This is a genomic window from Hydrotalea sandarakina, from assembly GCF_003254115.1.
Taxonomy (GTDB): Bacteria; Bacteroidota; Bacteroidia; order Chitinophagales; family Chitinophagaceae; genus Hydrotalea; species Hydrotalea sandarakina.
Genome location: NZ_QKZV01000004.1, coordinates 149,257 through 171,026 on the forward strand (window position 1 = coordinate 149,257; position 21,770 = coordinate 171,026).

At 38.5% G+C, this 21,770-nt stretch carries 13 protein-coding genes; 1 reads left to right on the forward strand and 12 read right to left on the reverse strand.

What is annotated here, in order from left to right; all coding sequences use genetic code 11:
* Nucleotides 1-70: 70 nt before the first annotated feature.
* The 4 genes from LX80_RS07700 to LX80_RS07720 form a co-directional block, all read right to left on the reverse strand.
* Nucleotides 71-697: a class I SAM-dependent methyltransferase gene (locus LX80_RS07700; protein WP_111294917.1), complete on the reverse strand. Its 627-nt coding sequence runs from the start codon at nucleotides 695-697 to the stop codon at nucleotides 71-73.
* Nucleotides 698-724: 27 nt separating this feature from the next.
* Nucleotides 725-3,643 (reverse strand): FAD-binding and (Fe-S)-binding domain-containing protein, encoded by a 2,919-nt coding sequence (locus LX80_RS07705; protein WP_111294919.1) that lies wholly within the window; start codon nucleotides 3,641-3,643, stop codon nucleotides 725-727.
* A 250-nt stretch (nucleotides 3,644-3,893) separates the two neighbouring features.
* The gene (locus LX80_RS07715) at nucleotides 3,894-7,037 is read right to left on the reverse strand and encodes a WD40/YVTN/BNR-like repeat-containing protein (RefSeq protein ID WP_111294923.1); all 3,144 of its coding nucleotides are present in this window, start codon (nucleotides 7,035-7,037) and stop codon (nucleotides 3,894-3,896) included.
* A 27-nt stretch (nucleotides 7,038-7,064) separates the two neighbouring features.
* A complete protein-coding gene (locus LX80_RS07720) occupies nucleotides 7,065-10,082 on the reverse strand; it encodes a VPS10 domain-containing protein (RefSeq protein WP_211307729.1) in 3,018 nt (1,005 codons plus the stop codon).
* A 215-nt stretch (nucleotides 10,083-10,297) separates the two neighbouring features.
* On the opposite strand from LX80_RS07720, the gene LX80_RS07725 reads away from it, so the two are divergent.
* Nucleotides 10,298-13,462 (forward strand): WD40/YVTN/BNR-like repeat-containing protein, encoded by a 3,165-nt coding sequence (locus LX80_RS07725; RefSeq protein ID WP_111294925.1) that lies wholly within the window; start codon nucleotides 10,298-10,300, stop codon nucleotides 13,460-13,462.
* Nucleotides 13,463-13,468: 6 nt separating this feature from the next.
* On the opposite strand, the gene LX80_RS07730 is transcribed toward LX80_RS07725, so the two are convergent.
* From LX80_RS07730 to LX80_RS07765, 8 genes are all read right to left on the reverse strand, one after another.
* Nucleotides 13,469-14,047: a ferric reductase-like transmembrane domain-containing protein gene (locus tag LX80_RS07730; RefSeq protein ID WP_170120403.1), complete on the reverse strand. Its 579-nt coding sequence runs from the start codon at nucleotides 14,045-14,047 to the stop codon at nucleotides 13,469-13,471.
* A gap of 22 nt (nucleotides 14,048-14,069) precedes the next feature.
* On the reverse strand, nucleotides 14,070-14,852 hold the full coding sequence (locus tag LX80_RS07735; protein WP_111294929.1) for an ATP-binding cassette domain-containing protein: 783 nt from the start codon (nucleotides 14,850-14,852) through the stop codon (nucleotides 14,070-14,072).
* The gene (locus tag LX80_RS07740; RefSeq protein ID WP_111294931.1) at nucleotides 14,845-15,897 is read right to left on the reverse strand and encodes a FecCD family ABC transporter permease; all 1,053 of its coding nucleotides are present in this window, start codon (nucleotides 15,895-15,897) and stop codon (nucleotides 14,845-14,847) included. The genes LX80_RS07735 and LX80_RS07740 overlap by 8 nt, the downstream gene beginning before the upstream one ends.
* A complete protein-coding gene (locus tag LX80_RS07745; RefSeq protein WP_111294933.1) occupies nucleotides 15,881-16,774 on the reverse strand; it encodes a heme/hemin ABC transporter substrate-binding protein in 894 nt (297 codons plus the stop codon). Before LX80_RS07745 ends, LX80_RS07740 begins: the two co-directional genes overlap by 17 nt.
* A gap of 10 nt (nucleotides 16,775-16,784) precedes the next feature.
* A complete protein-coding gene (locus LX80_RS07750) occupies nucleotides 16,785-19,118 on the reverse strand; it encodes a TonB-dependent receptor (RefSeq protein WP_111294935.1) in 2,334 nt (777 codons plus the stop codon).
* A 79-nt stretch (nucleotides 19,119-19,197) separates the two neighbouring features.
* A complete protein-coding gene (locus tag LX80_RS07755) occupies nucleotides 19,198-19,743 on the reverse strand; it encodes a hypothetical protein (RefSeq protein WP_146250424.1) in 546 nt (181 codons plus the stop codon).
* Nucleotides 19,744-19,837: 94 nt separating this feature from the next.
* Nucleotides 19,838-20,677, reverse strand: a complete 840-nt coding sequence (locus LX80_RS07760) for a glycoside hydrolase family 16 protein (protein ID WP_111294939.1) — start codon at nucleotides 20,675-20,677, stop codon at nucleotides 19,838-19,840.
* 65 nt (nucleotides 20,678-20,742) lie between these two features.
* The gene (locus tag LX80_RS07765) at nucleotides 20,743-21,768 is read right to left on the reverse strand and encodes a family 16 glycosylhydrolase (RefSeq protein ID WP_111294941.1); all 1,026 of its coding nucleotides are present in this window, start codon (nucleotides 21,766-21,768) and stop codon (nucleotides 20,743-20,745) included.
* Nucleotides 21,769-21,770: the final 2 nt, after the last annotated feature.

The window sequence follows — 21,770 nt, forward strand, 5'->3', positions numbered from 1 at the left end:
CTAATAAAATTCTTTCACCGATAAATTTAACTGAATTTAGCTAAAATACATCACACTATAACGGTTTCGTTCAAAGCTTTTGAAACAAAACACCCAAAATTCTTGGCTGATAGGTATCAACACCTTCATCAAAATATTCATGAACCTTTTTTACGGAAAATCCTGCATTCAGGCCGGAGTTTATAAATTCGGCGAAATGATGTACGTAACAAGTTAGCACCTGTAAACCTGCTGCATCTTCAAATCTGGCTTTTGAACCATTGTATTGTTTAAATGGATGTAATTCGCCTACATACATATAACCACCCGGAACCAGTGCATTTGCTGCTTTTTTAAAAATTGTCTCTAAATCTTCAATATGTTCTAATACCAAGCTAAAAACTACCAAATCGAACGACTGTTGAACAAAATGCCATGGTTCCAGAATATTGGCTTGCAAAAATTGTACATTAGGATGATTAATTTTTCTTTTAGCCGCTTGCAGCATTGCTTCAGAAAAATCAACCCCCAACAATAGCTTGGCTTTATGCTGTAACCAAATGGTATTTTTTCCTGTACCACACCCCACTTCTAAACAACGCTCAAAAGCTACATCATTTAACAATGTTTGTAAAACAATGGCCTCCGCGTCTCGGGTCTTATTTTCATTCGTATCATATTGTGCCGCCCATTGATTATATGCTTGTTGAATACTCATGTGCTGTATCATTCATTAAAAAGAAATTTACAATAATGCTTCCCATAAAACCTCAACGGTATGTTTAGCCTGTTTACCTGTTCCATCTTTAATTTGATGCCGACAACTAGTACCCGGTGCCGCAATAATGGTTGTAGCATCGGCTTTATTAACTGCAGGAAACAATACCAAATTACCAATTTGCATGGATAAATCATAATGCTCCCTTTCATAACCGAATGAACCGGCCATACCACAACAACCGGACGGTAATGTATTGACGGTATAATTTTGGGGTAAGGATAAAACTTTTACGGTATCATTCAAATTAGTTAAGGCTTTTTGCTGACAGTGACCGTGTAACACAATTTTTTTGTCGGTATCTGTAAATAAAGCAGCACTTATAAAACCTTTTTCTATTTCGCAGGCTAAAAACTCATCAATATAAAAAACATTTTTTGCCAGCTGCTTGGCTTTTTCATAATGATCATCATCTGCCAAATCAATATACTCATCTCTAAAAGTAAGTATTGCCGACGGTTCAATACCTATCAATGGTGCTTCTTCGCTCACTATATCACTTAACCAATCAATATTTTGATGTGCTATTGCTTTAGCTTTCAATAACAAACCTTTGGATAGCATGGCTCTTCCACTTTCAACATGATGGGGAATTACCACTTCATATCCCAGCTTTTCTAATAATTGAATAGCAGTAATACCAATACCGGCATCATTATAATTGGTAAACTCATCACAAAAAAAGTAAACTTTTCTTTTAGCACCATTATTGGAAGCAGGTTCCTTTCTTTTACGCATCCATTCTCTAACCGTTATTTTTGAAAGAGTTGGCATTGAGCGCTTTACAGCAAAACCTGCGATTTTTTTTATCAAACTACCTGAAATACGATTGGTAACCAAACCATTGTACAAGCCGGGCCATACCGATCCAATCTTTGCAACGGCACTAAAATTTGCAATAAGTTTTGACCTAAAGGGTATTCCGTTAGCATTATAATATTGCTGTAAAAATTCTGCTTTTAATTTAGCCACATCAACATTCGAAGGACATTCAGATTTGCATCCCTTACAACTCAGGCACAAATCCATTACCTCATAAATTTCTTTGTGATTGAATTTATTAATAGCAATTGAATGCGTTAAAAACTCTCGTAAAATATTAGCACGTGCCCGGGTAGTATCTTTTTCATTCCGCGTTGCCATGAACGATGGGCACATAGTACCGCCGGACAGATGTGTTTTACGGCAATCACCCGATCCATTGCATTGCTCTGCATGCTGTAAAACTGTTTGGTTTCCCCAACGAAAAACAGTTATTACATTCGGATCTTTTTGCCCAGGGGTATAACGTAAAAAAGTATTCATGGGAGGGGTATCAACAATTTTACCCGGATTAAAAATATGATGTGGATCCCAAGTTTCTTTTATTTGTTTTAATAATGCATAATTTTTCGCACCAATCATTTTCGGAATAAATTCACCACGCAACCTGCCATCACCATGTTCACCGCTTAATGAACCATTATATTGTTTTACCAAAGCAGCAACTTCCGTTGCAATGGTTCTGAACAAGGCATTTCCTTCGGCAGTTTTTAAGTTAATAATGGGGCGCAAATGTAATTCACCTGAACCTGCATGTGCATAATGCACGGAATACAAACCATATTTTTCTAAAATTTTATTGAAGTCAGCAATATAATCAGGCAAATCATTCACATCTACTGCAGTATCTTCAATAACGGGAACGGCTTTGTCATCACCCGGCATGTTCCCCAACAATCCTAATCCCGCCTTGCGTAAATTCCATATTTTTTTAGTATCATCGCCAAACAATAACGGAAAATGGTAACCCAATCCTTTTTCACGCATTGCCGCCTCTACTTGTTCGGCAATCCGCGTTATTTTTTCACGTGTATTTTTCTTAAACTCAACTACCAATATAGCACCGGGATCGCCTTTTACAAAAAACCGATTTTTTTGCTGTTCAATATTGCCTTTCGTACATTCTAAAATATAATGATCAATTAGTTCGCTGGCCGTAGGTGCAAACTGCAAAGCAATTAAATTAGCCAACAACGATTCATGTATTGTATTAAAATGCACACACAATAAACCCGTTTCTTTAGGAGGTAACGGTACCACATTTAGCTTTATCTCTGTAATGAAAGCCAAAGTACCCTCTGAGCCTGCAATTAAGGTGCAAAAATTAAAATTCGGACCACCGGCTTCAAAGGGTGCCGTCTGCATTAATAAATCAATTGCATATCCGGTATTTCTACGCTCAATAGATTTTTTTGGAAACTGTTTGGCAATTTCAACACGGTTATCATAATTACTCAACAATTGCCTTATGTTATTATAAATTCTCCCTTCCAATGTATCCATTTCACATTTTGCATGAAAGGTATCCAGGTCGGTTTCACCAAACACCACATCACTGCCATCACTCAAAATAGCTTTAATTTCAATAATATGTTCACGAGTACTTTTATAAACCACCGAATTCGAACCGCAAGAGTTATTACCAACCATACCCCCAATCATTGCCCTGTTAGCGGTTGATGTTTCCGGTCCAAAAAGCAATCCATAAGGCTTTAAAAAAACATTCAAATCGTCTCTAATTACACCCGGTTGTACCCGTACCCATTTTTCATTAACATTCAACTCTAATATTTCATTAAAATATTTTGATACGTCAACGACTATACCGTTACCAACCACTTGGCCGGCCAATGATGTACCTGCCGTACGTGGTATTAAAGAAGTTTTGTGTTGTAATGCAAAAGCAATTAATAATTTTATATCGCTTTCTGTTTTGGGCAAAGCCACGGCCAACGGCATTTCTCTATACGCCGATGCATCAGTTGCATACAAAGTGCGCATGGTTGTGTCATAATACAATTCGCCCTGCAATTGTTGTTGTAATGTTTGTAAATGCGCTATCATGAAATTTTTTAATTGCAGCTATTAATGCAGTAAAATTAAAGTATTTCGTTGCGAACTGTTGTTAGTTTATGGGCTATCGGCCAAAGTGCTTTATTCAGCAGTAGTTCGGGCTGTACGCTTATAGTCCGCACTGCGTTTGCGGGCTACCGCTTCCATCCCGCAGCCTTTCAACTGAATACCCTTATTAAACAAAAACCACGTATACAAAATAAAATTGCATACGTGGTTAAAAAATTAAACAAACCAATATTTAATCTTCATTTTTTATGCCAATAACAGGCAACTGTTCTTTATTAATTAGGGTATTTAAGGCAGGTATATCTTTCTTCAAAATAGCATCCAACAAATGCAACTGTTCATCGGCTTGTGCACTTAAGTCGGCATACACTTCACGAGATTGCTTACTGGGTGCAGTATAGCCACTGGCTACAACATTAAATAATCCGGATAATTTATCGTTTATTCTAATCGGGTAGTTTAAAACATCCTGACTGCTTTTGGCTTTTGTTTGGTACAATGCTTCTTCAATTTTTGTTAACCGTTTATTAATGCTATCCGTAACAGGTTTCAGCATTTTCGATTTTTCGGCATCTAACCGAGCAACAAAATCGTTCATTTGCTTACGCAAAGCCCTAATATTTTGTATGGCAGTTTGCACTTCATTAAACTTATCTCGAATTTGTAACAAGAAATTCACTTGTGCATCATAATCCTCTTGTGTCATATTTTGATCAGGAATTCCTTTAATTACAAAAGGCACATCAACTGAATCTTTCATGAATTTAAATCGTGCCATGTATTTACCCGGAGCAGCTTTTACGTTACCAATAGTACCGTTCCATAAAATCATATCATCAATTTTTTTACCACCGGGGTAATTCATATCCCAAACAAATTCATTCATACCTGTATTAACATCAACAGGTAATTTTTTTGTACCGTAAGTTTCAATAGGTTTACCCTGTTTATCAAATATAGTAATGTGAATCTTACCAGAGTCGCCGGCATTTTTAATAAAATACCTAAATACTACTCCGTTAGGCGGATTTGTTCCCATGTTAGCATTGTGTGTTGTAAAAGTTCTTCTAAAGCGACCGCCGGTGGTATATCTGTAAGCATCACTTACGGCAAACACATGCAAATTTTGTTGCAATGCTGTTGCTTCTTTCTGTTGCAATAAACCCAAGTCATCCAACACCCAAAAACCGCGACCTTGTGTAGCAACAATTAAATCATTGTCTTTAATGGTTAAATCAGTAATAGGTACTTTGGGTAAATTCAGCTGAAATGGTTGCCAGGTCTCACCATCATTGTAACTAATAAACAAACCATATTCAGTACCGGCATACAGTAATCCGGCCCGTTGCTTATCGGCCCTGATGCAGCGAGTAAAATAATTGAACGGAATGCCATTGGTGATGCGCTTCCAGGTTTTACCATAATCTTCTGTTTTGAACAAATAGGGCGTATAATCGTCCATTTTATATTTAGTACCGGCAAAATAAGCTTTACCTTTTTGCTTAGGGTCAACTTCAACACAATTCCACATCATCCACTTACCTGCATCGGGCGGTGTTACATTTTCCCAATTTTTGCCTCCGTCTTTTGTAACATAAATCAATCCATCATCGCTGCCGGTCCATAAAACATTGGGCTCCGTAGCTGATTCAGCAGCGGTAAAAATGGTGCAATAATATTCCACTGATGTATTATCCTGAGTAATAGGTCCGCCACTGGAAGCTTGTTTGGCTTTATCATTGGTAGTTAAGTCGGGGCTAATCATTTCCCAACTTCTGCCTTCATTTTCGGTTACAAACAAATGATTTCCGGCAGCATACAATTTTTTAGGATTGGTTGGAGAAAAGAAGATAGGGAAGTTCCATTGAAAGCGGTATTTCAACACATCGGCACCTGCACCCATAGGATTATCCGGCCAAACGTTAATTGCTCTGTTTTCACCGGTACGATGGTCAAGACGCGATAAATAGCCGCCATAATTTCCTCCGTACACTATGTCAGGATTAAGCGGATCGGCCACTACATAACCACTTTCTGCACCTGCTGTAGCTTGCCAATCAGCTTCGCCAATGCCCGGTCCGTTAGAACGACTTTTAATACGCAATGTTGTATTATCTTGCTGTGCCCCTAATATTCTGTAAGGGAAAGAATTGTCGGTTGATACCCGATAAATTTGTGCTGTTGGTTGGTTCATCATGGTACTCCAGGTTTGTCCGCCATTAAAAGAAACTTGTGCGCCACCGTCATCTGCTACAATCATTCTATTACCATCTTCGGGGTCAATCCATAAATCATGGTGGTCGCTATGCGGGGTATTAATGGCCTGAAAAGTTTTACCGCCATCACGGCTGCGCATCAATTCAACATTCAGCACATAAACCGTGTTTTCGTTTTTAGGATCAACAAAAACCTTAGAATAATACCATGCCCGTTGCCGAATATTGTTATCATTGCTTTGTAAATTCCAAGTTTCACCACCATCATTACTTACAAATAAACCGCCTTTTGCATTTTCAATTATTGCATACACTTTATCGGTGTTTGAGGGTGCTACTGCAACACCTACAATTCCCCAAACACCTTTGGGCAAGCCTTTTTTTGCCGTTAAATTCGTCCAGGTTTCACCGCCATCGGTACTTTTATATAAGCCGCTTCCATCGCCGCCGCTAATCATACTATAAGGTGTTCTTTCTACATGCCACATGCCTGCATACAATACATTAGGATTACCCGGTTCCATTACCAAATCAGAGCAAGCCGTAAGATTGTTTACATATAAAACCCTTTTCCACGTTTTGCCGCCATTGGTAGTTTTATACACGCCTCTTTCTTCATTAGGCCCAAAAGTATGCCCCATGACAGCTGCCCAAACTATGTTCGGATCTTTAGGATCTACAATTATGCGTATAATGTGTCGGCCATCTTTTAATCCAATATTCTTCCAACTTCTGCCGCCATCATCACTGCGCCACATACCGCCCAAACCTTCGGAAACATTACCACGTAATGAATTTTCACCTTCACCCACATAAATAATTGTTTCATCGCTGGGTGCAACAGCAACAGCACCAATACTTCCACCAAAATATTTATCACTTATATTTTTCCAGTTACTGCCACCATCGGTTGTTTTCCATACTCCACCACCTGTTGCTCCAAAATAAAAAGTGGTTTTATGACTGAAACTTCCGGTAACGGCAGCACTTCGGCCACCACGGTAAGGGCCAATTTCCCTAAACTTTAAAGCAGAAAAATAAACCGAATCTACATTCATTGCCGGAGCAATAGTAGTTGCTTTTCTACTTTGCTGCGCTGGCAAATTGGTTACCAAAAAAACTCCCAACAATAAGGGTAAACTAACAAAGCATTTTCTCATGTTATATGGTTTTAAGTATTGAACTATTTATAAATTTGCTAATGATTGCCATTTTTGTTCTAATTGCTGCAACTGCCGAGTTAATTGTTGAACTGCATTTTGCATAGCTACGGTTGGCGGCATATCGGCATCTTCTAACATGCTTAACACATTTTGACTTTGTTGTAAAAGCGCATTATAAGAGGTTTCCGAGCCCATACCTCTGCGGCCTACATTATTTCCTTGCAAAGCTTTTAAAGCAACATTATCGTTGTTGTTTGATTGCATTAATTTTTCTTGAATGGCATTCAATCTATTCAAACAGGTTTTGCCAATTTCATAACATTGTTTTGCCAAGGTAAATTGTTGTTGCAATTGCGCTTTAGATGTTGTTACCCTTGGATCCATAATTACTTCCATGTTTTGTTGTAACTTTTTACCATTGGCTTCCAGCTCAACAATGTACTTTCCGGGTAATACCCAAGGCGATGTTGGCAACGGTGCAGTATTGCCGTAAATAGCAGCTATTGGGTAAACCGGGGGCAATGGTAACGGTGTGTAATGAACATCCCACAAAAAACGATGCATACCGGGTTTTGATGACAAAATTTGCTGCGGACGAATCCAGTATTTGGGAATATTTACTTTTGGAATATGATAAGGTGTATCGGTACTGGCATATTTTCGAACAATGTTACCGGCCATATCTTTAATGGTTAATGTAACAGTACCTGCATAATCATTGGGCAAATAGTAGTCAATAATTGCTCCATCGGGCGGATTTTGGCCTGCCGGTTCTTCTTGTGGCAACGGTGTGTCCGTATTCATATCCCAACGAATACGCATGGCTTTTTGTGGTTGAAACAAATAGGGATTACCAACGGTAATGCGTTGTTGTGCAATTTGACGAAGCGGTGTAATGTTATCTAAAATCCAAAATGAACGACCATGTGTTCCTACCACAATATCATCATCCTTAATTACCAAATCACGAACTGAAGTTGCCGGCATATTTAAACGAAGAGATTGCCAATGGGCACCATCATCAAAGGATACATAAACTGCATTTTCTGAGCCTGCAAACAATAAGCCTTTAACTTTTGGATCTTCCCTTACAACATTAATGGGTTCATTATCGGGCAGCCCATTCACTTTTTCCTGCCAAGTTTTACCACCATCATGCGTTATATAAATGTGAGGGTGTAAATCGTCGCAACGAATTCTGTTTACAGCAGCATAAACGGTATTATTATCAAAATGTCCGCAATCCATCAGTGAAATCTTACTCCATGATGTAATAGAAGCGGGCGTAATGTTTGTCCAAGTTTTACCGCCGTTTCTGGTAATTTGAATATAGCCATCATCTGTGCCACACCAAATAGTATTGCTATCGGTATAGGAGGGAGCAATGGTATAAATTACACCTCTACGGGGCATGGTTTTAAGTGCAGCAGTAGTATAAATACCTACGCTGGCAGGTATGTCCCATTCACTTCTGGTTAAATCGGGGCTGATAACTTCCCAGCTATTACCACCATTATTGGTTTTAAACAATACATTGCCGGCAAAATATAACGTATGTGGATTGACGGGTGAAAACAATACCGGCGCCGTTCTAATAAAGCGATATTTACCACTGCGTATAGCTTCGGGGGCAACATTTTGAACCTGTCCGGTACGCTTATCGTATCTTGTTATTTTCCCGCCATAAATAATATTCGGATTTAATGGATCGGCTGCCACATAACCATATTCTTCAACACCAACGGGATGCCATTCACGAAAAGTAATTTGTCCATCATTGCCGCGTGATGCTATGCCTACCGAACCGCTTTCCTGTTGCCCACCATATACATTGTACGGAAAGGCATTATCGGTACTTACATGATAAAACTGAGCAGTGGGTTGATTATACCATGAAGAAAATGTTTTGCCGCCATTTACGGTAATAATAGCACCTTGGTCGGCAGCTATTAAAATAATGTCAGGGTTATTTGGGTTTATCCAAATGCGGTGATAATCATCACCACCGGGTGCACCTCTAAAGTCTGTCCAGTGATGGCCGCCATCTTCCGATTTCCAAACAACCACATTAGCGGTGTACACAATATTTTCATTTTGGGGATCAACTTTTACTTCTGCAAAATCGCTGCCTCGGCCCCAATAGCGACCATCATTACTAATACTGTACCAACTTTCACCACCATCATCACTTCTAAACATACCGCCATATTGGCCTGCATCCACAGTAGCATACATTCTGTTTGGATTACTGGGCGCAATGCAAAATCCAATTCGCCCTAAACCTTGTTCTGTTGTGGGTAATCCTTTGGTTATTTTTTTCCAGGTTTGTCCGCCATCGGTTGATTTGTATAAACCACTATTCGGACCATTCCATTCGCCATTTTCCCAAGGACCTTGTCTGCCGGCCCATAAGTCGGCAAAAACAATATTCGGATTTTTGGGATCGATGGCTACCTGAACTGCACCGGTGTTTTCATCAACATACAAAACTTTTTGCCAGGTTTTACCGCCATCTAAAGTTCTGAAAACCCCTCGTTCGGCATTGGGGCCATAAGGATGCCCCATAGCGGCAACAAATACCCGATCCGGATTTTGCGGATCAATTACAACGGCACCCACTTGCTGTACATCGGTTAAGCCAAGATGTTGCCAAGTTTTACCGGCATCTGTTGATTTATAAATGCCATTCCCTACGGATAAATCGGGGCGTTGCAATCCTTCACCTGAACCTACATAAATTATATTTGGATTGGAAGGCGCAACCGCAACATCGCCAATAGATCCCGTGGACTGCTCATCAAAAATGGGTGTCCAGGTTCGGCCAAAATCATTTGTTTTCCATACACCACCATTGTTTACTCCAATATAAAATACATTGGGTTGTTGGGGTACGCCTACTGCGCCTACTGTTCTTCCGCCACGATGGGGGCCAATCATGCGCCATTGCATTTCCTGAAATAAAGCAGGTGCAATTTGAGCAAAAACACTTGGAACTTCTGCTATACAATAAAGCAATAGAAGAATGCGGGTAATCCATTTCATAGTGGGTGTATTTTGAAAGGTATGTAAGCTTTACAATCAATAGCACGTTTGTGCATTCATGATTGAAAAATATTTTGCATTTGAAACTAAAAGGTACACCGTTAGCGGTATTCTTTCAAAAAAATTATACAAATGGCAAGCGAATTACGTTTATCCAATAATTCAATGCAGCTTTAAAAATTTTGCTACCTTTCAAATCTCAAAAAATTAGCAGCATGAGAAAATTGTACTATGGCCTGTTGTTAGCTTCAGCGTTTTGCTGGCAGGCAAAAGCACAACAGGTAAATCTTTCTACCCAATTTAAAAATTTACAACCCCGAACCATTGGTCCTGCCGGAATGAGTGGCCGTATAACTGCCATTGATGCGGTATGGACTAATCCTAACATTATTTATGCGGGAAGTGCCAGTGGTGGCGTTTGGAAAACTGAAAACGGAGGTGCTTCATGGACACCGGTTTTTGATAAAGAACCTATTCAAAACATAGGTGCAGTAGCTATTACCCAAAGTAACCCATCGGTTGTTTGGGTTGGAACCGGCGAGGGTAATCCACGCAACTCAGTAAGTTTAGGCGATGGTATTTATAAAAGTTTAGATGGAGGAAAAACATGGCAATGCATGGGTTTGCAAAAAACAAAAAACATTCATCGAATTATCATCGACCCTAACAATCCCGATGTTGTTTATGTTGGCGCCATTGGTAATCCTTATGGCGTGCATGGCGAAAGAGGTTTGTATAAAACAACTGATGGTGGACAAAGCTGGAAGTTGATATTACATACCAACGACAGCAGTGGCGTTGCCGATATGGTAATGGATCCCAGTAATCCCAATAAGCTTTTAGTGGCTATGTGGCAACATCACCGCACACCTTGGAGCTTTACCAGTGGCGGGCCCGGCAGTGGCTTGTTTGTAACCTATGACGGTGGGAAAACATTTAAAAAATTAGGTAAAGCCGACGGATTGCCTGACGGTGATTACGGCAGAATTGGTTTAACCATTTGCCGTAGTTTACCCAGCCGCATTTATGCAATGGTAGAAGCCACTAAAAATGGTTTATATAAATCAGATGATGGTGGAATTAAATGGGAACTGGTAAACAGCAATCCAACCGACGTTACCAACCGTCCTTTTTATTTTCAAGATATTAGAGTTGACCCCGAAAATGAAAACCGTTTATATAACATTAATCAAATGGTGAGTGTGAGTGAAGATGGCGGTAAAACTTTTCGCATCTTAATTCCTTACAGTGGTATTCATCCCGACCACCATGCCTGGTGGATTCATCCTTATGATCCCTCATTTATTATTGATGGTGACGATGGCGGATTAGCTATTACCCGCGACAAAGGAAAAAATTGGCAATTCGAAAGCAAATTACCGGTTGGTCAATTCTACCATATTAATGTTGATAATGCTTTACCTTATCATGTAATGGGTGGTTTACAAGATAATGGAAGTTGGTATGGCCCTGCCTATGTTTGGATTAATTCCGGTATTCGCAACAGTTATTGGACTGAAGTTGGCGGTGGCGACGGATTTGATGTAGTACCTGATCCTGATAATTATAACTGGGTATATTCAATGAGCCAGGAAGGAGAATTAGGAAGGTACAATGTTGCCACCGGTGAACAATGGCGTATAAAACCCCCGGATGTTGGTAGCACTTTAAGGCATCGCTTTAATTGGAATGCAGCCATTGCACAAGACCCATTCGATAACAATACCATTTACTTTGGCAGCCAGTTTGTAAATAAAAGTACCAATAAAGGAATATCATGGAGTATTATTTCGCCCGATTTAACCACCAATGATACTGCCAAAGAAGATCAAAGCAAAAATGGGGGTTTATCAATTGACATAACCGGCGCAGAAAATTATTGTACCATTTTGTGCATTGAACCTTCACATGTACAACGGGGGGTAATTTGGGTAGGCACCGATGATGGGAACGTACAACTTACTCAGGATGGCGGTAAAACATGGACCAACTTCCGAGGAAAAATTCCGGGCATGCCGGAAGGCAGCTGGATTCCGCAAATTCGTGCATCACGTTACAAAGCAGGTGAAGCGTTTGTGGTATGCAATAATTATCGTTTAGGCGATTTTAAACCCTATATATTCCGCACAACCGACTTTGGAAAAACATGGACCAGATTGGTTGATGAAAAGAAAGTAACGGGATATGCTTTGTGTATGATTCAAGATCCGGTTGAGCCAAATTTAATTTTTGTTGGAACAGAACAAGGATTATGGGTAAGCCTTGACAATGGCGAAAAATTTCAACAATTTAAAAACAACTATCCTTCTGTTTCAACATATGACTTAGCTATTCAGGAAAGAGAAGGTGATTTAGCCATTGCTACCTTTGGACGGGCTATTTGGATTTTAGATGATATTAGACCATTACGTAAACTGGCTGCCAATAACGGAAATGCCTTTACACAGAAGCTTGTAGCTTTCCCCATTCCTACTGCTTATGAAGCAAAAATGAAAAACCCTTCCGGTATTGAATATAGCATATGGGGTACTTACGAGGGTGAAAACAGGAAAAGAGGTGCTTCTATTAGTTTCTATACCGAAAGAAATGCAAATGATACAGGCAAACAAAAAATGCCGGATACTTTGCAAGTACATATTTATGATGCACAACACAATAATGTAAGAAACTTAATGGTAAAGGCTGATACAGGTTTTAATCGCTTTTTCTGGGGGCTTGAAGGCAAGGGCGTAAGAAGCGCCGGTGGCAGAAGAGGTGGCTTTAGAAATGCAGGTAATAGTAACGCAGAACCGCCCGGATTACCGGTTGACCCCGGTACTTACACTGTTGTGTTACAATGGGGCAAATTAAAAGACTCAGCAACCGTTGTGGTTAATGATGATCCCAATGCTCCTGTTTCAATGGAAGTTAGAAAAGCACAACGGGCCTTTAATGCACGGATTGATTCATTAACAGTTCAGGTAAATGAATTAACAGAACGTTTAGCTACTGCGGAAAGTATTATGAATAATATTAAAAACAACTTGCAGAATATTGACAGCAGTAAACGTGATAGCATTAGCCGTAGCATGAAGCATTTAGAACAATCCATTAAATCAATCCGAGAAGATATTAATGGCAAGCCGCAGGAAAAACAAGGTTATGGCACTATACCGCAAGTAACCGTAAACAGTAATATTGCCAATGCCCGCAGTACAGCTTTATATAAAAATGCAGTGCCGGGTGAACAAGAAGAAAAGCTTTACAAAGTAGCCGAAGAAAGTGTACAAAAAGTAGCGAAAAAAGCAGGAAACTTCTTTGATACTGAATGGAAAAACTTCCGCAATTATGTTGAATCAGCGAAACTTGATTTGTTTAAAAAAGACAATGAAAAAGATTAATTCTTTTCAGTAACGCTGTTTTTTCCAATAATGGCGAAAGCGAATAACAGAAGCTGCTATCAGAACCAATCCACAAATTTCTGATAGCAGCTTTTCTGCATCTAAGAAATCAGGTGTACGGTCTTTTAATTCCTGATCCATCCATATTCCATGAATAATAAACAACAAGGCCATACCGTAAGCTATTAAATGCACATTTTTCCAATATCTAAACCCCATTTTGCTTTTTATTATTTTTTGGGTAGTTATGATAATGAGCAATAAAGCATAAAAAGAGATGCTCCCCAACAAAGCCATATAAGGTTGATGGGTATTGGTTAAAGGCCATAATAATTGCAACCACGAAAATGGCGCTGTAGCATCTATTGGTATTAAAATGATGTGTACCAATACCAATACCAGAGCCACATATGCCGTGTAATTATGCAGATCGGTTAAACTGAGTTGTTGCAAAAAATCAGGTATCCTTTTCCAATGTATGGAACGCTTGTACGCTGAACTTAACAACATCCCCAACAAAATATTAACGGTTAATACAACGGTAGCTATTAATGCAATGGTAGATGAAATATCAAGGGTTTGCATAAACAAATAGAGCATTTAAGTATTAAGGTTGAAAATAAATGAATGGATAACCGGTATTGGGAATAGGGAGAGGCATTGAACCAATGCCAAAAACAGCTTTTGTTAAACTATCCGTAATTTGAAACGGCGGATATAAGCTTGTAAACAAGCAACCGTCTTTTATAAAGTGCAATGTATCGGCAAAGGGCAGTGCCAAATTAATATCATGTAAAATAGCTATAACGGTAACTGATTGACGAGTAAGCTGTTTGGCTATTTGCATTAACTGATACTGGTATTTAATATCTAATTGCGAAACCGGCTCATCTAACAATAAATATTTTTCATTTTGTTCATCGGCATCTAAAATTTGTGCTAATACCCTGCACATTTGTACCTTTTGTGCTTCACCGCCCGATAAATGTTGATAAATGGTATTACCCAAATCTTGCACATCCATTAATTGCATCGCCTTATCTACGATGTCCTCATCTATTGCTTTTGGATGATTGTTGAAGAAAGGATATCGCCCCATCATTACCACTTCGCGTACTGTTAGAGCAAATGGCAAATAATATTGTTGTGAAAGAACGGCTCTTTTTTGTGCTAACTGCCTGGCATTCATAGTTTGCATATCTACACTATCCATAAAAATATTTCCGGCAGTAGGCAACAAGCTGCCGGCTAATAATTGTAATAAAGTACTCTTTCCTGCACCATTTGCACCCATGATGACTGTAAAACTGTTTTTGGGAATTTTCAATTCTATTTGCTGCAATATTTGTTTTTTATGAATTGAAAATTCAAGATTTTTCACTTCAATCATAACCACTACCTCCTTTTTGCAGTAACTGAGTTTGCTTTAATAAAATAATGAAAACAGGGGCACCCACCAACGAGGTAATAATTCCAATAGGAATTTCGCCGGGTGCAATTAATAAACGAGCAGCCATATCGGCAATGGTTAATAAAATGGCACCACACAAAAACGCAGTAGGCAAAAGCACTCTGTTATTACCCCCTACCCATAAACGCATAATATGTGGAACAATCAATCCCACAAATGCAATTACGCCCACAAATGCAGTAGCAATAGCTACCATAGCCGTATTCAGTAATAAAATTTGCCATTTCAGTTTTTCAGTTTGCACTCCTAAAAAACCGGCTTCTTTATCGCCCAACATCAGTGCATTTAATTGATTGGTACAACGCTGCAACAAATACATAACAGGTACAGTAACTATAGCCACAATTATGACCTGCCACCATGAAGCCCCGGAAAAACTTCCCAAGTTCCAAAAAGTAATACTGCGTGCCTGAGGATCGCGAGAAATAAAACTTAAAAAACCGGTTCCACTTAAAGCAATAGCATTAATGGCAATACCAATGAGCAATAAGTTGGTTACAGAAACTTTGAATGCTGAACGAGCTAATGTATAAACCAATACCGTTGCTATTATACCGCCAATGAATGCAAATAAAGGCAACAAAAAAACACCGGATAAATGTTGCATCCATAAGGGCAAGGTGCCTGATAAAACAAAAATAAATGATGCTCCAAAAGCAGCACCGGCACTGGTACCGATTAGTCCTGGCTCAACAATAGGATTGCGAAACAGCCCTTGCATCATTACACCTGCTGCTGCTAAAATGCCACCCGTAATTGCACAAAGTAATACACGAGGCAGGCGAATATCTAAAAAAACCGCCTCGTGTATATTATTCAAACTTTTGTTTTGAATAACCAATAAAACGGATTCATACATTTCATGCAAAGAAATAGGAACAGCACCCCATGCAATAGCCAGTACCATGGTGATGGCGAGTAAACCAATTAAAACAATTATTGCAATTTTAGGGTAACGTAGCATGTATATTCGGGTGTAATAATTTCATGAGCAATAAAATATTTTCTGCGCTTCTTGGACCAAAATAAACAATATCGTGTTCATTAAAACGATATATTCTATTATTCTTAGCAGCATTGGTTAATGCTACACCGGGTAATTTTTTTACACCTTCAACACCGCCCAATTTGTCAAAACCAAAATCGGTAACAATTACCACATCAGGATTTGCCGTGGCAATTGCCTCTGCACTTAATTGCGATGCTCCTTTAGCCTGATACACTGCCGGTTTACCCACAGCCAAACGAATCATGGCATCGGCAGGCCCATTTCTTCCACTCATTACAAAAAATACATTGTTGGCCTGGCCAAACTGTATCACCATTACTTTAGGGGTATCTGTACATTGTTTTTGTGCCGCATACACTGTTTGCATTTGTTGTTGCAGTTGTTTATTTAATGAGTCGGCTACACCTTTTACGCCAAAATAATTGGCCAATGCAGTTAATAAAAGTTGCGCACTGTCTAAAGTATTTGATTCAAAAAATTCTTTGCAACGGATACCCACTTGTTGTAGTTGGGGAATAACGGTTGCAGGACCAATATTAGGGCTGTATACTACCACATCAGGACGCATGGAAACAATACCTTCGGTACTTAACAAACGGTGATATCCCACCTTAGGTAAAAGCTTTGCACTATCGGGGTAGCTACTGGTTAAATCACATGCAACTATATCTTTCCCTTTTCCCAAAGCAAAAAGCATTTCTGTAATTTGCTTTGAAACAGAAACTATTCTTTTAGCTGTTGCCGGATTAAAATTTTCATCCTGCTGCTTTTGTTTACAAGCCATTAATAGCAGCAGGATGAATGATAAAATTATTGGGTTTAAAATTTTCATAGTTCTTAGTTTAGAAATGATATGCCAGCTTTAATCCACCATACCACATGGCCGTATAAGGACCCGGTATAAAATGAGGATCGGTTTGTGAAGCCAAAGTAGGCGATAAAAATAAAAACGTATAGTAGGTGTTGTTTAATAAATTATCAGCGCCGATAAAAGCATCTATATCAAAATGCTGATGGAATGTTTTTCTAAAACCAAGCTTGGCACCTAATAAACGATAAGCATTGGCATAATTTAAATTATCGTAAGTATAAGGCACTTTATCAACATATTGAAAAGTACTATTGAAGTAAATACCCGGCGCAGTTACAACGTCAAATCCAATATTTAAAAAATTAGGGGCTACACCGGCCACCTTATTTCCTGAAAAATTGAGTGTTGCGGAATTATTGTTATTATCGCTTTTAAAATCTACATAAGTAAAATTAGAGTAAGTATATGTAACAAATGGTTTTACCGAACGGAAGAAAGAAGTATTCGATTGAACAGCCAAATAATTCAACGACAATTCTACACCGTTATCGCGTTGCTTACCCACATTTACGGCAAAAGTATAAAATGGATTTGTTTGAGTAGCTGCCACTGATTGATTTACGATTTTGTTACTTACATCTAACTGAAATAAAGCCAACTGATAAGATAATTTATTATTCAACAAACTGCCTTTTACACCTACCTCATACTGAATACCCATTTCAGGTTGTAAACCATAGTTTACCTTGCCAATAGCAGGTATTACTACATTGCTGGTAGTAGGTGGTGTATAGCCGGTGCTTATATCCACATAAACAGAATTATTCTTATTTAACATTTTTAATAGTGCAATTCTTGGTTTTACAACCGGTGTAAAACGCTTATAGCCCGACTGGTCAGCATGGGTAGGATTAGCACTATTGGTTAACATATCACGAATACTATATTCTATAAAATTAACACTGCTTCCTGCTGTTAACATAAAATTAGCGGGCAAATTCAGTTTCCACTCGGTAAATACGTTATAGGTTTGTGCCTGAATTTGTAAATCGGTTCTAATACCACCCAGTACACCATTGGTTAAATTATAGGTTTTATTAAATGAAAGTGTTTTTTCGAACTGTCCGCCAATAATTCCATGAATACCAACGGAACCGGCCTTGCCATTATACACAAAACCTGTTCTGCCACCAAAAGTCAATACTGCATTAGAGTTTAATCCGGCAGCAAATGGCTGATCTAATGTATAACCCGAAGTATAAGCTGTTGTTTGATTGGAAAAATGTGTGTTGATTTTAATATCATCGGTAATTCCGGCTCTAAAACTTTCAATTAACACATGTGCATTGTTATTCACGTATTTTGGATCACTCCAAGTAATCCGTCTGTACAATGTATCACCGGGAATTTCTCCGGCTAATTCTTCATACGAACGACTATAAGATAAATAAGTGGATATAGTTTGTTGATCACCCACATAAAAATCGCCTTTAAAAGAAGCATAATCTTTCGAGGAAGCACTATGATTACGGTATCCGTTTGACGTTTGATGACCATAGTTAAAAAACAAAACGGAATTACTTCCTGCAGACTCAATACGTGTGTTATTGCGATAAAGTCCATAACTTCCCACAGTATTTTCTTCCAAAAACTTTGTTGTGTTGGGCTTGGGTTGAATAGAATATAATTTAACCACACCGGCAATACCCGATCCATATAAACTTGACTCCGGCCCCTTAAACACTTCAACTCTTCCAATAGTTGAAAAATCAATATCATCTAAAATAGTAAGCCCTGTTGCATCGGTTAATGGAATATTATTTAAATACACCTGATAACCTAAACCGTTAAAATTAGTAGTATTGCCATAGCCACGAATAATAATACGTTGACCACCCGAAATACCACGTGTTTGCATAAATACACCCGGAATAGTATTCATTTGAGTTTCGGGAAACAAACCATTACCGCGCTGCAAATCCTGATAAGTTAATACACCCACCGATTGTGCTTCGGTTAACTGATTATCGCGCTTACCCGTTGCCCAACCCGTAACCTGTACTTTATTTAAGTTGTCGGTAGTAGGGGTAAGTAATATCAATAAATTTTTGTTGGAAGGTTTTACCAATACTTGTTGACTTTCATAACCCAAGCTATTAACAGTAATATTAATATTAGATGTAATGTTTTTTAGAATAAAAATGCCATTATCATCCGTAATTAGTTTTTGCTGATTGGGCAGTACAATCACGGCACCCACAACAGGCTGATTGGTAAGATTATCAGCTACCCTTCCCTGTATGCTTTGTGCTTTTAATTGAATAATGCATAGTACTGTGAATATAATTACATATAACTTTTTCATATTGTTTTAGTATAAATACAAGAAACATTTTGGCCAATGACCAACATTGGATTTGATAATAAATTTTGATAGCAGAATATTAGCTGAAGTAAAAGTCTATTCGCGGCGGTGGCTGCAAGATAAAAGCCGGGGGATTGCTGTGTTTAGAAAAACCAGTAACGAACCAAACATTTTCAGCTACAAGTATCGGGTTAATTTGTATATGCTGTGGAGCATAAAAGAAAGAAAATATTTGAGAAAAGCTTAACCGATTTTGTTTACCGGCATCATTGCTACTTTTTTGTAGAGCTACATGTAAAAGGTCGGTATTATTTTCTGCCTTATCGGGCAAACAGCAAATGGTTACCGTTACTTGATTGTATGTAATGGTTATTACATCATACAACATGCCCATCCATTTAAATTCTTTATTTTTTTCTTCCCATGTAAAATTATTTTGAGCAATATGCCCGGCCTTATTCAAATTAAAAACAAAATGGCAAGCAGCTTTTGCATCAGGATGAGCAATGATGTATTGATGCATTTCGGCTTTAAGATGCAGTTTATATAAAGCATACCATAAGTGGTAACCACCCATGTAAATTAATAGTACAGTAAGTAGTAATATGGATAAGCTTTTCCTCATATTGCAGGCACGGAAATTAATAAAAGCCCACATGCCGAGCAAATATTTTGGATGAACGCTTATCCTTCTTACTACTTAAAAACCAACAGAAAAATTAGGGGGCATTGTATTGAGTAACTTTTACCCAATCAACCAGCATTTTCGCTTGTTTTTGTTGGATGAGTTTTACTGTTTTTTCGGGAAGACCCAAGTAAGGCTGTTTTACTTTATTTACACCGGCGGGATAATTTCCACCTAATGCAAAGTTGAGTATTAAATATTTTTTATTGCTAAATGCCCAAGGGCCATACTTAGCAGTCATGGCTTTTGTAACCGTGTACATGGGTTTTCCATCGTATTCAAACACCATAGAATCTGGGGTCCAATTAACCGCATAAATATGCCATTTGGTAGCATCGTTATTTTTTGGGTAATAATAGCGTTGCACAAAAGGTGTTTCGCCACTATAACCGGGACCATGAATGGCTGCGCTACTCCAAGCTGCATCACCTACATTCTCCATTACATCAATTTCGCCGGTTTGAGGCCATTCATCATTTCCCAAAATCCACCAGGCCGGCCATAAGCCTGTACCATTGGTAAGTTGAATACGTGCTTCTGCACGACCATATTCAAATTCAAATTTGTCTTTTGTATTAATGCGTGCAGAAATAAAATCAAAATGTTGTCCGTCGTATGTAACAAATCCCGGAGAATACAATGGTTGCAAAACCAATTGATTATTCTTTACATACAAAGTTGCATTGGAATCAACATAAGCTTGTAATTCGTTGTTTACATGAAATCCGGTAACCACCACATTCCATTTATTGGTATCTAATTTTGATGATTTAAAATCATCGAAAAAAATTACTTTACCTTTTTGACGGGACTGTGCAAGAGTTATTGAAGAAATACCGATTGCGAATGCTATACAAATAAATACCGACCGCATAAATTAATTATCAGGTTTTAAATGAAGAAATGGTTGCTTGCTTAAATTATTTAAAAATGTTTCAGTTATTGGTAAACGCGTACATAATCAATTTCCATTTGGTCAGTAGTAAAGTTGGGATCAACAGTTCCACCAAGCGTTCCACCCATTGCTACATTCAAAATAATAAAGAAGTTTTGATTGAATGGGAAGTTGCTGTTGTTGGGTAATGTGTAATATACTACATCATCAACCAGCAACTGTATGGTAGTAGGCGACCAAATAGCTGAATACTTGTGAAATACGGTAGAAGCATTTGCAACAGAAGTGGTAGCACCATCACCATATTGATTCACTTGTTGTGGATAGTGTAAGGTACCATAAACAATATTTTTGTTATTACCATTCTGTTCCATAATATCTATCTCACCGCATGCTGGCCAGCCAACAGTTGAAATATTATTACCCAGCATCCAAATAGCAGGCCAGGTTCCTATGGATGCAGGCAGCTTAGCACTTACATCAATTCGGCCATATTTAAAGGCATATAAGCCTTGTGTTTTTAATCTTGCAGAAGTATAACTACTGCCGGAATAACTTTCTTTTTTGGCTATAATTTTTAATGTTCCATTAGAAACAACGGCATTGTCGGTTCTGGAAGTATAATATTCTAATTCATTATTACCCCAGCCACCGGCACCTAAATCGTATGTCCATTTGGTTGGATCGGGGCTGCCCGGTGTATTGAATTCATCTGACCATACTAAATTCAATTTAACTGCAACCGTAACTTGAATATTAGCAGATGAAGTTAATCCGGATGCGCTTTTCGCAATTACATTAACCGTGTAGGTTCCTGACGATGTGTATTTGTAAGTCGTTATTCCCGATGGTATAGTTTGAATAATGCCATTACCAAAATCAAAATCATACGATACGGCATTGGTAGCAGATGCTGTAAAACTTACATTACCACTACTATCAGTAGCTACTACAGCTGTAATTTTTACACTGCCCGGTGCTTGGTTGGGTGGGGTAGGATTTTTGCTGCTACCCCCACAACCCACCAGCATTGACGTAATTAATACACTAAAAATTGTTAGCTTTAACATAA

Bases quoted from the DNA above. Each gene is read 5' to 3' on its own strand.
- LX80_RS07720 (WP_211307729.1), bottom strand. From the start codon at position 10,082: ATGAAATGGATTACCCGCATTCTTCTATTGCTTTATTGTATAGCAGAA.
- LX80_RS07705 (WP_111294919.1), bottom strand. From the start codon at position 3,643: ATGATAGCGCATTTACAAACATTACAACAACAATTGCAGGGCGAATTG.
- LX80_RS07700 (WP_111294917.1), bottom strand. From the start codon at position 697: ATGAGTATTCAACAAGCATATAATCAATGGGCGGCACAATATGATACG.
- LX80_RS07730 (WP_170120403.1), bottom strand. From the start codon at position 14,047: ATGCAAACCCTTGATATTTCATCTACCATTGCATTAATAGCTACCGTT.
- LX80_RS07725 (WP_111294925.1), top strand. From the start codon at position 10,298: ATGAGAAAATTGTACTATGGCCTGTTGTTAGCTTCAGCGTTTTGCTGG.
- LX80_RS07740 (WP_111294931.1), bottom strand. From the start codon at position 15,897: ATGCTACGTTACCCTAAAATTGCAATAATTGTTTTAATTGGTTTACTC.
- LX80_RS07765 (WP_111294941.1), bottom strand. From the start codon at position 21,768: ATGTTAAAGCTAACAATTTTTAGTGTATTAATTACGTCAATGCTGGTG.
- LX80_RS07760 (WP_111294939.1), bottom strand. From the start codon at position 20,677: ATGCGGTCGGTATTTATTTGTATAGCATTCGCAATCGGTATTTCTTCA.
- LX80_RS07715 (WP_111294923.1), bottom strand. From the start codon at position 7,037: ATGAGAAAATGCTTTGTTAGTTTACCCTTATTGTTGGGAGTTTTTTTG.
- LX80_RS07750 (WP_111294935.1), bottom strand. From the start codon at position 19,118: ATGAAAAAGTTATATGTAATTATATTCACAGTACTATGCATTATTCAA.
- LX80_RS07745 (WP_111294933.1), bottom strand. From the start codon at position 16,774: ATGAAAATTTTAAACCCAATAATTTTATCATTCATCCTGCTGCTATTA.
- LX80_RS07735 (WP_111294929.1), bottom strand. From the start codon at position 14,852: ATGATTGAAGTGAAAAATCTTGAATTTTCAATTCATAAAAAACAAATA.
- LX80_RS07755 (WP_146250424.1), bottom strand. From the start codon at position 19,743: ATGAGGAAAAGCTTATCCATATTACTACTTACTGTACTATTAATTTAC.